10 protein-coding genes are annotated in these 9,638 nt (G+C 58.6%); 6 read left to right on the plus strand and 4 right to left on the minus strand.

Features of this window, described 5'->3' with window-relative positions:
* Complete coding sequence (locus RYC18_RS20345; protein ID WP_005731642.1) at window positions 1-525, minus strand: DUF962 domain-containing protein; 525 nt, start codon at window positions 523-525, stop codon at window positions 1-3.
* 81 nt (window positions 526-606) lie between these two features.
* Between RYC18_RS20345 and RYC18_RS20350 the strand changes: the two genes are divergently transcribed.
* The 5 genes from RYC18_RS20350 (at window position 607) to gcvH (ending at window position 5,978) form a co-directional block, all read left to right on the plus strand.
* The gene (locus RYC18_RS20350; protein WP_005778512.1) at window positions 607-1,314 is read left to right on the plus strand and encodes a Crp/Fnr family transcriptional regulator; all 708 of its coding nucleotides are present in this window, start codon (window positions 607-609) and stop codon (window positions 1,312-1,314) included.
* Between the two features lie 109 nt (window positions 1,315-1,423).
* Window positions 1,424-2,425: an extracellular solute-binding protein gene (locus RYC18_RS20355; RefSeq protein ID WP_005778513.1), complete on the plus strand. Its 1,002-nt coding sequence runs from the start codon at window positions 1,424-1,426 to the stop codon at window positions 2,423-2,425.
* A 271-nt stretch (window positions 2,426-2,696) separates the two neighbouring features.
* Window positions 2,697-4,313, plus strand: coding sequence for an ABC transporter permease (locus RYC18_RS20360; protein ID WP_039847261.1), 1,617 nt, complete (start codon window positions 2,697-2,699; stop codon window positions 4,311-4,313).
* 152 nt (window positions 4,314-4,465) lie between these two features.
* Window positions 4,466-5,548, plus strand: a complete 1,083-nt coding sequence (gene gcvT / locus RYC18_RS20365) for a glycine cleavage system aminomethyltransferase GcvT (RefSeq protein WP_010192367.1) — start codon at window positions 4,466-4,468, stop codon at window positions 5,546-5,548.
* A 43-nt stretch (window positions 5,549-5,591) separates the two neighbouring features.
* On the plus strand, window positions 5,592-5,978 hold the full coding sequence (gene gcvH / locus RYC18_RS20370) for a glycine cleavage system protein GcvH (RefSeq protein ID WP_005744830.1): 387 nt from the start codon (window positions 5,592-5,594) through the stop codon (window positions 5,976-5,978).
* Window positions 5,979-6,047: 69 nt separating this feature from the next.
* Here the strand turns inward: gcvH and RYC18_RS20375 are convergent, their stop codons facing one another.
* The 3 genes from RYC18_RS20375 to RYC18_RS20385 form a co-directional block, all read right to left on the minus strand.
* Complete coding sequence (locus RYC18_RS20375; protein ID WP_002551535.1) at window positions 6,048-6,368, minus strand: DUF2388 domain-containing protein; 321 nt, start codon at window positions 6,366-6,368, stop codon at window positions 6,048-6,050.
* 141 nt (window positions 6,369-6,509) lie between these two features.
* Window positions 6,510-8,294 carry a GspE/PulE family protein gene (locus tag RYC18_RS20380; RefSeq protein ID WP_004666547.1) on the minus strand — a complete coding sequence of 595 codons (1,785 nt, stop codon included), beginning with the start codon at window positions 8,292-8,294 and terminating at the stop codon, window positions 6,510-6,512.
* 110 nt (window positions 8,295-8,404) lie between these two features.
* A complete protein-coding gene (locus tag RYC18_RS20385) occupies window positions 8,405-8,752 on the minus strand; it encodes a hypothetical protein (protein ID WP_005744827.1) in 348 nt (115 codons plus the stop codon).
* Between the two features lie 124 nt (window positions 8,753-8,876).
* Between RYC18_RS20385 and RYC18_RS20390 the strand changes: the two genes are divergently transcribed.
* On the plus strand, window positions 8,877-9,356 hold the full coding sequence (locus RYC18_RS20390; RefSeq protein WP_316886666.1) for an Lrp/AsnC family transcriptional regulator: 480 nt from the start codon (window positions 8,877-8,879) through the stop codon (window positions 9,354-9,356).
* The last annotated feature ends 282 nt before the right edge of the window (window positions 9,357-9,638 follow it).

Below are 9,638 nucleotides of genomic sequence, written 5' to 3' on the forward strand. Positions count from 1 at the left end.
CTACATCGCAGCCTTACGGGTATTGCGCCCCACTGGGCCGGAGCGTTCTTCGATGGCGTGTTGCAGCGGTTTGCGCAAGCCCATCAGGAACGCCAGCTCCGCGATCACGAACAGCGGGCCGATGATCAGGCCGGTCACGTCATCGATAAACGCCGGTTTGCGCCCTTCGTAGTAATGGCCGATGAACTGGATGATCCAGCCGATCACAAAGAGCCCGACGCCCGCGCTCAGCCAGACCATGGTCGCCTGTTGCGCCAAGTTGGCCCCGGCCCAGATGCACAGTGCCAGTAGCACTGCCATGACCACGCCCAGCGGACGGTCCAGACGCAGATAGAAAATCGTCGAACCCAGGGCTAGCAGGGCCGCAGGCGAAACCCACACGCCGCTTACAGTCCAGCCCGGGCGCGACAGAAGTACCGCCACGGCCAGTACAATCAATGGAATGCCCACGAAGTGCGTCACGATATTGCGTGAATCACGGTGATACGCAGCGTATTGGCTGAGATGATCGACAAGGGTTTTCATTATTATTCCTGCCTGAGACGATGATCGGCTTGAGCCAGGATTGTTGTACAACACGCATGCCTGAAATAAAAGGGAGCAAAAATGACAAATGGAGTGTCGTGGCGGTCACGACTGCTATCCGATTACTGGTTTTCTCATTTACCTGCCGGTTTGCAGGATAGCCTGCTGGACGCTGCTCGCCAGCAGCGCAGGACGCCTGGCAGGACGCTGTTCGAGAAAGGCGATCTGCCTTGCGGTCTTTATGTGTTGCTGGAGGGCTGTGTGCGTATCGGCGCTGCCCATGAGCAGCGGCTTTCGGGTGTGGAGCCGATGCGTGCGCCTATGTGGTTTGGCGAAGTCTCGCTGTTCGACGGGTTGCCGCGCCGTTTCGAGGTCTGCTCACTGGAGCAAAGTATCTTTCTGCATGTCCCTCAGCAATTTCTGCTCGAGTTGCTCGACAGGCACCCGGAATATTGGCGCTGGTTTGCCGCGTTACTCAGCCAGAAAATCGGTTTGCCGCTGCAGAACCCCGAGAAAATGCGCCGACTGCCTCCCAGAGCGAGGGTCGCATGGCGTCTGTTGATGCTCAGTGAGGGTTATGGCCCGTTGAGCCATGCACGCCGCCTGATTGTGCTGGAGGACATTCAGGCCGTGGAGTGCCTCGCGCTATCCCCGCCGGCCTTGCTGGAAGTGCTTCAGGATCTGCATGAACGCAAGATCGTGCGCCTGGGGGAAGGGCAGCTGGAAGTGTTCGATGTGGACAAGCTGCGCAGGGTTGCGAACTTTTCCAAAGCCAGGGCCGTTTGTTGATCAGGCTGTCAGCCAGAAACATCCGGTAACGGCTCCGCTGCCTCTTCGATTGAGATAGCAAATGGGATTCACTACCATTTCGCCTCATTTGCGAACGCGAGATACCCCGATGCAGGCAAGCAAGCGTCTTCTGGCTGCTCTGACACTGACTTTACTGGGCAGTACCGCTCAGGCTGCCGATGAAGTGGTGGTGTATTCGTCCCGGATCGACGAGTTGATCAAGCCGGTGTTCGATGCATATACGGCCAAGACCGGGGTGAAGATAAAGTTCATCACCGACAAGGAAGCGCCATTGATGCAGCGCATCAAGGCCGAGGGCGAGAATGCCACTGCCGACCTGTTGCTGACGGTCGATGCCGGTAACCTCTGGCAAGCCGAACAGATGGGCATTCTGCGGCCATTTACCTCACCGGTGATAGAAGCCAACATTCCGCCGCAATACCGCTCATCCACTCACGGCTGGACCGGCCTGAGCCTTCGCGCACGAACCATCGCCTACTCCACTGACCGGGTGAAACCTGTCGAGCTGACCACGTATGAAGCGCTGGCCGACAAGAACTGGGAAGGGCGCCTGTGCCTGCGCACCGCGAAGAAGGTCTACAACCAGTCGCTGACCGCCACATTGATCGAAACCCATGGCGCCGAAGCGTCCGAGAAAATCCTCAAGGGCTGGGTGAACAACCTGTCCACCGATGTTTTTTCCGACGACATCGCAGTGCTTGAGGCGATCAACGCCGGGCAGTGCGATGTGGGCATCGTCAATTCCTACTATTACGGTCGCCTGCACAAGGAAAAACCTGACCTGGCGGTGAAGCTGTTCTGGCCGAATCAGGCGGACCGGGGTGTACATGTAAATCTGTCGGGTATCGGCCTGACCAAATATTCCCCGCACCCTGAGGCTGCCAAGGCGCTGGTCGAGTGGATGACCGGTCCCGATGCACAGAAGATTTTCTCAAGCGTCAATCAGGAGTTCCCGGCCAACCCGAACGTGGCGCCGTCAGAAGAAGTGGCGAGCTGGGGCCGGTTCAAGGCCGACACCATTCCGGTCGAAGTGGCAGGCAAGCGCCAGGCAGAAGCGATCCGCATGATGGATCGCGCGGGCTGGAATTGATTTAATACCCAGTGCCTGACTCTCGTTGATACGCTTCGCGCTCATTACACAAATCTTGAATAGCCCGAAAAGCGTGGCTTTCAGGCTTCTGCCCGCAGGGCGTAGGAGCGGACTTGTCCGCGAAGCCGTCAGTTCAGATAGTGCATTTTCTGAGAATGTACCGGCCTTTTCGCGGACAAGTCCGCTCCTACGGCTTTCAGCCAGAATCAGAAGCAGACCTGTGCGCACGCTCTGCTTACCCTCTTGAACCCCCCTCATTTCGAGAACCTCCTTGGCCCATCCTGTCCAACGCCGCTGGTACCCATTGGTCTTCGCCATCGCTGCGCTGGTGTTATTGCCGCTGAGCGTGCTGCTGCTGTCGTGGGAGACCATTGACCAACAGATATGGTCACATCTGCTGGAAACCCAGATGTACCGCCTGCTGGGCAATACGTTGATTCTGGTGCTGGGTGTCGGTGTGGGTGTGACGCTGCTGGGGGTGAGTCTGGCGTGGCTGACCAGCCTGTGTGAATTTCCCGGGCGGCGCTGGCTGGACTGGGCGTTGATGCTGCCGTTCGCAATCCCTGCCTACGTACTGGCGTTTGTATTTGTCGGGCTGCTGGATTTTTCCGGCCCGGTGCAAACCCTGATGCGTGAATGGTTCGGCTCCGGCCTGCGCCTGCCTCGGGTGCGCTCCACCGGTGGGGTGATCATCGTCCTGGTGCTGGTCTTCTATCCCTATGTCTACCTGTTGGCGCGCACGGCGTTTCTGGCGCAGGGCAAGGGGCTGATGGAAGCTGCACGAGTGTTGGGCAACACGCCCTTGCAGGCGTTCTGGCGTGTGGCGCTGCCAATGGCGCGTCCAGCCATCGGTGCGGGCGTAGCTTTGGCGCTGATGGAGACCCTGGCCGATTTCGGTGCGGTATCGGTGTTCAATTTCGACACGTTCACCACCGCCATCTACAAGACCTGGTACGGCTTCTTCAGTCTGTCCAGCGCCGCGCAACTGGCCAGCCTGCTGCTGTTGGCAGTCCTGGTGCTGCTGTATGGCGAACGTCGTGCCCGCGGTGCAAGCCGACCGACCAATGAACGGCCGCGTGGCGCTGCGCTTTATCCGCTTAGCGGTATCAAGGCTTGGGGAGCCAGTTTATGGTGCGGGCTGGTGTTTCTCTGTGCCTTCGTCGTGCCGGTGCTGCAATTGATTGTCTGGGTCTGGCAGCGCGGCCGATTCGACCTCGACGAGCGCTATACCGGCCTGATTCTGCATACGCTTTATCTGGGCGGTATGGCGGCGTTGATCACTGTCAGCGTGGCGCTGATTCTGGCCTTTGCCCGGCGTATGGCGCCTACACCTGCGATCCGCTCTGGCGTCAGCCTCGCCAACCTCGGTTACGCGCTGCCGGGTTCGGTACTGGCCGTTTCAATCATGCTGGCGTTCAGTTATCTGGACCGTGAGCTGGTCGTTCCGCTTTCCGGCTGGCTGGGCGGTGCAGGCAAGCCGTTGTTGCTGGGCAGCCTTTCGGCGCTGCTGCTGGCTTACCTTGTACGTTTCATCGCGGTCGCCTTCGGCCCGCTGGAGCACAGCCTGTCGCGTATCCGTCCCTCATTGCCTGAAGCCGCACGCAGTCTGGGTGTCAGCGGACTAAAGTTGTTTCTCAACGTGTATCTGCCGCTTTTGGTTCCGGGAGCCTTGAGTGCTGCGTTGCTGGTGTTCGTCGATGTACTCAAAGAGATGCCTGCGACCCTGCTGATGCGCCCGTTTGGCTGGGATACGCTGGCGGTACGCGTGTTTGAAATGACCAGCGAGGGTGAGTGGGCACGAGCGGCATTGCCAGCTTTGTCGCTGGTGCTTGTAGGATTATTACCCGTCATCGGGTTGATTCGTCGCTCTGCCCGTCAGATTGGCTAGGTGCGGGCACTTCACCTTGCCGCTACAATGCGCCGCAATTGGTGCGGTCTGTCAGAAAATTCGGCCAGCTGTAAGTGCTGCAAACTCCGGTTTATTGGGGGCTTGCCGATCTTTTCTGCCCGCACCTTCGCCACGCCCGGAAGGAGAAACCCATGGGACAGCGTACCCCCCTGTTCGACCTGCACCTCGCCCTTGGCGCGAAAATGGTCGATTTTGGTGGCTGGGACATGCCGTTGCATTACGGATCGCAGGTCGAGGAACACCATCAGGTGCGTCGCGACTGTGGGGTCTTCGATGTCTCACACATGAACGTGATTGATGTGGTTGGCCGTCAAGCCAGAACCTGGCTGCGTCACCTGCTGGCCAACGATGTGGAAAAACTGAAGACCCCGGGTCGAGCCTTGTACAGCGCCATGCTGGACGAGAGAGGCGGGGTCATCGATGACATGATCGTCTACCTCACGCCCGAAGGTTATCGGCTGGTGGTCAACGCCGCGACCGGGGTCAAGGATCTTGCCTGGATGCAGTCGCAGCTGGGCGACTTCGATGTACAACTGATCGCGCGCAGCGAAATGGCGATGCTCGCGATTCAAGGGCCAAAGGCCAGAACCCGTATCGCCGAGCTGGTTTCAAGCGCCCGCGTCGAACTGATCCACCAGCTCAAGCCGTTTGAAGGTCTTGATGATGGCGACTGGTTCATCGCGCGCACCGGTTATACCGGTGAAGACGGCCTGGAAATCATGCTGCCTGCCGAAGAGGCCCAGCGTTTTTTCAATGAACTGGTCGGCGCGGGTATCTCCCCGATCGGTCTGGGCGCTCGCGATACGTTGCGTCTGGAGGCAGGCATGAACCTGTATGGTCAGGACATCGGCGAGCATGTTTCACCGCTGGCGTCGAATATGGCCTGGAGCATTGCCTGGGAACCTGCCGACCGTGATTTTATCGGTCGCAAGGCGCTGGAGAGCGAACGGGCTGAAGGAACCGCCTTCAAACTCGTGGGATTGGTGCTCGAAGAGCGCGGCGTTTTACGGGCGCATCAGGTGGTACGTGTCGCAGAAATTGGCGAAGGAGAGATCACCAGTGGTAGTTTCTCTCCTACGCTGAGCAAATCCATTGCTCTGGCGCGCGTTCCGATGGCAACCGCTGACCGGGCCGAGGTGGAAATCCGCGGCAAGTGGTATCCGGTGCGGGTGGTGCAGCCAGCGTTTGTGCGCCACGGCAAGACCCTGATTTAACCTATGGCGGGTTTTCCGCTGACCCGATGTTGAGGATGACTAAATGAGCAATATTCCCGCCGAGCTGCGCTTCGCCGAAAGTCATGAATGGGCACGTCTTGAAGCAGATGGCACCGTGACCGTCGGCATCTCGGACCATGCACAGGAAGCACTGGGCGATGTGGTCTTCGTCGAGCTGCCGGAAATCGGCAAAGTGTTCGCTGCCCGTGACACCGCCGGTGTCGTCGAGTCGGTAAAGGCTGCTTCGGATATCTACTCGCCGGTTGCTGGCGAGGTGATCGAAGTCAATGCAGCGCTGGGCGATTTGCCCGAGTCGCTCAACAGGGATCCGTACGACGCCTGGATCTTCAAGCTCAAGCCAAGCGACGCCAGCGGCGATCTGGCCAAGCTGCTGGATGCAGCCGGGTACAAGAGCGCTATCGGCGAATAACCGATTGCCGCTCACAAAAATGCCGCTCATGGAGCGGCATTTTTTATGCGCGAAGCTAATCGGCAAGGCTTACTGGTTTTCAGCGACCAGATTCTTATCCAGGATCGCGTTGGCCAGTTCCATGTCGGTGGCTTTCAGGCCTGGATTGTCTTTGCGCACCTGCTCGATGGCCGCTTCCAGAAACGGACCGCGAATGCCACCGTCGCTGGCGACGAAGCTGCCTGCGTCGTCTTGGGCGGCAACGATCAGCTTGTGATCCTTGAAGGTCAGGTAAGTCGAGCCGGTGGTTGCACCTGAAGACAGCACATTACGCCAGAAGGTGTCAGCCATCGCTGAACCCATTGGGATGGAAAGCAAGGCTACGGTGGCGACAGCAAACTTGAGACGCATGATGAGTTACTCCAACTGTGGTTGTTCTGAGGGGTTGGATAGCCAAAGCCACGAACTAGTTCAATCAAGGTGTACCAAGTAGTTCACTTTAGCTGGTTCACCACGATGCACAGCCGTCTGGAACAACGCTTTCAACCCTGATCAGCGTTGCTCGCTCTGCGGTGTCACTCGCAGCACTTCCTCAAGTGTAGTCAGCCCTGCCGAGACTTTCTGGGCACCGGACAGACGCAAACTGCGCGTCCCTTCCTTGAAGGCCTGGCGACGCATGGCGGTCAGGTCCAGGTCCGCAGAAATCAATGCCTTGATGTTGTCGGACATGACCATGATCTCGTAAACCCCGGCCCGTCCCCGATAGCCGGTATCGCGACATTCCACACAACCGACCGCCTGATGCGCGCCGGGCGGTACGGGTGCCTGCCACGGGCGGGTCAGGGTTTGCCAGTCGGTTTCGTTCAGATTGATCGGTGCCTTGCAGTGCGGACACAGGGTCCGCACCAGACGCTGGGCCATGACGCCAAGGATGGTCGCCTTGAGCAGGTAATGCGGCACACCCAGCTCGAGCATACGGCTGATGGCGCTGGGTGCGTCGTTGGTGTGCAGCGTCGACAGCACCAAATGCCCGGTGAGTGCCGCCTGAATGGCCATTTCAGCGGTCTCCAGGTCGCGAATCTCGCCGATCATGATGATATCCGGGTCCTGTCGCATCAGCGCGCGCACGCCGGCGGCAAAGCTCAGTTCGATGTTGTGCTGCACCTGCATCTGGTTGAAGGCCGGCTCGACCATCTCGATGGGGTCTTCGATGGTGCACAGGTTGACCTCGGAGGTCGCCAGCTTCTTGAGGGTGGTGTACAGCGTGGTGGTTTTACCCGAACCGGTCGGGCCGGTGACCAGAATGATGCCGTTGGGCTGGCGGGTCATTTCCTGCCAGCGACGCAGGTCATCACTGGAAAAGCCCAACTGGTCGAAGTCCTTGAGCAGCACCTCGGGGTCGAAGATCCGCATCACCATCTTTTCGCCGAACGCCGTCGGCAGCGTCGACAGGCGCAACTCCACTTCGCGATTCTCGGGTGTGGTGGTTTTGACCCGCCCGTCCTGTGGTTTGCGTTTTTCGGCGACGTTCATCCGGCCAAGGCTTTTCAGGCGGCTGACAATCGCCATGATCACCTGCGCCGGAAACTGGTAAACGTTATGCAGCACGCCGTCGATGCGAAACCGCACGGTGCCCTGTTCGCGGCGCGGCTCGATATGAATATCGCTGGCGCGCTGCTGAAATGCGTACTGGAACAGCCAGTCGACGATATTGACGATGTGCGCGTCGTTGGCGTCCGGCTCCTGATCACTGGCGCCTAGCTTGAGCAACTGTTCGAAATTGCCCATGTTGCTCATTTTTTGCTCAGAGGCGCTGGCACCGCTGACCGACTTGGCCAGCCTGAAAAACTCCATCGCCATGCGTTGAATGTCTGTCGGGTTGGCGACCACACGCTTGATCTGCAGCTTGAGCACATGCGCAAGATCGCCTTCCCAGGAGCGCACGTAGGGTTGGGCGCTGGCGATGGTCACCGACTCGCGGTCAACCGCCACAGCCAGAATCTTGTGGCGCTGGGCAAAGGCGTAGGACATCAATGGCGTGACGGCTGCCACGTTGATTTTCAGCGGGTCGATGCGCATGTAGGGCTGGCCACAGGCTTTGGCCAGCCAAGCGGTCAGGGTTTCCAGGTCCAGCTTCTTGCCAGGCCGCTTCAAGTCGTCAAACTGAAGCGAAGCGAGAAATTCGAGAGGATGCAGCTGGATGTTCACCGCACTGCGACGCTGTGTGAGTGCCGTTTCTGCGTCGTCCTGGCCGAGATAGCCTTCGGCAACCAGATCTCGCAGCACATCATTCAGGTCAAGCCAGCGATCCTGTGAAGAGGGGGCCAGGGCTGCCATGTGCGCTCCTTGAGGCAATTCGTCATTGGGCGATGAACAAGAGTAGACGCCAAGCGTGACAGCGTTACTCGTTCTATGCGACCGGGAATTACCGGAGCGGCTAAATTGATTCAGCCGGTCGCCAGGGCCACGTGCGTTTGTGGGCTGTTCTGCGCGTCGATCTGTTCGACTTCCACGGAGCATACATCGATCAGGTTACGCATTTTTTCGCCGATCACCTGCGCTCTGTGCCAGCTCAGGCTGGCAACTTGCAGGCCGATGAGCAGCGTCTGCTCTTGTCGCGCCACACTGAGCTGGTCGGGAATCAGGTACTGCATTGCAAACAGGTTCAGCACCTGACAAAGCAGCGCCGGCTCGGCTGCGGCAACAATTTGGTAGCGCGCACAGCATGCCGCATTCCTGGATGACCAGTTGTCGGGACGCTGCAAAGGGGCGGTAACGGCTTCAAGGTCAGGCATGTGGATACTCCAGAACAGTGGGAGAATCTTTACATGCCAAAAAAGAAATTTCTGGTCCGTCATCATCTGGATTAGGCTTGATTGGACTTGTTAATGCGTAAAAAGCCAATGCGGAAAATTAATTATGCAAACCGAGCTGGACGTTTACGACCGCAAGATTCTGGCGCTGCTACAAGAGGACGCGTCGCTCTCCAGCGCGCAGATTGCCGAGCAGGTCGGCCTCTCGCAATCGCCTTGTTGGCGGCGCATTCAGCGGCTCAAGGATGAAGGGGTCATTCGTCGTCAGGTTGCGTTGCTGGATCGCAAGAAAATCGGCCTGAACACACAGATTTTCGCCGAGGTGAAACTCAACGCCCACGGGCGCTCCAACTTCACCGAGTTCACCGACTCGATTCGTGGCTTCCCGGAAGTGCTGGAGTGCTATGTGCTGATGGGGGCAGTGGATTTTCTGCTGCGTATCGTGATGCCGGATATCGAGGCATACGAGCGGTTCTTCTTCGAAAAACTGTCGCTGGTGCCCGGCATTCAGGAAGTGAACTCGACAGTGGCGCTGTCCGAGATCAAATCCACCACCAGCCTGCCGCTGCTGCGCCAGGGTGGCTGAACGTGCGCTTTTGACCATCCCGCATGCTCAAGATCGGACGCAGAGCGTCCAGAACCGCGTCCCCACGCGGAGCGTGGGAACGATAGTTAACCTAAGCATCAAGATGACTATCGTGCCAATGCTCCGCGTTGGCATGCAGTTCGTGACGCTCTGCGTCACAAGTTTGCGCCGCACCGAATACTCAAGATCGGACGCGGAGCGTCCAGAACGGCATTCCCACGCTGGAGCGTGGAACGATAGTTAACCTACGCATCAAGATGACTATCGTGCCAATGCTCCGCG

The sequence above is a fragment of the Pseudomonas syringae group sp. 247E2 genome, from assembly GCF_032587795.1.
GTDB lineage: Bacteria > Pseudomonadota > Gammaproteobacteria > Pseudomonadales > Pseudomonadaceae > Aquipseudomonas > Aquipseudomonas amygdali.

What these genes read in the sequence shown, in the direction of transcription:
- RYC18_RS20345 (WP_005731642.1), bottom strand. Translation starts at nt 525, where the DNA reads ATGAAAACCCTTGTCGATCATCTCAGCCAATACGCTGCGTATCACCGT.
- RYC18_RS20350 (WP_005778512.1), top strand. Translation starts at nt 607, where the DNA reads ATGACAAATGGAGTGTCGTGGCGGTCACGACTGCTATCCGATTACTGG.
- RYC18_RS20355 (WP_005778513.1), top strand. Translation starts at nt 1,424, where the DNA reads ATGCAGGCAAGCAAGCGTCTTCTGGCTGCTCTGACACTGACTTTACTG.
- gcvT (WP_010192367.1), top strand. Translation starts at nt 4,466, where the DNA reads ATGGGACAGCGTACCCCCCTGTTCGACCTGCACCTCGCCCTTGGCGCG.
- gcvH (WP_005744830.1), top strand. Translation starts at nt 5,592, where the DNA reads ATGAGCAATATTCCCGCCGAGCTGCGCTTCGCCGAAAGTCATGAATGG.
- RYC18_RS20375 (WP_002551535.1), bottom strand. Translation starts at nt 6,368, where the DNA reads ATGCGTCTCAAGTTTGCTGTCGCCACCGTAGCCTTGCTTTCCATCCCA.
- RYC18_RS20380 (WP_004666547.1), bottom strand. Translation starts at nt 8,294, where the DNA reads ATGGCAGCCCTGGCCCCCTCTTCACAGGATCGCTGGCTTGACCTGAAT.
- RYC18_RS20385 (WP_005744827.1), bottom strand. Translation starts at nt 8,752, where the DNA reads ATGCCTGACCTTGAAGCCGTTACCGCCCCTTTGCAGCGTCCCGACAAC.
- RYC18_RS20390 (WP_316886666.1), top strand. Translation starts at nt 8,877, where the DNA reads ATGCAAACCGAGCTGGACGTTTACGACCGCAAGATTCTGGCGCTGCTA.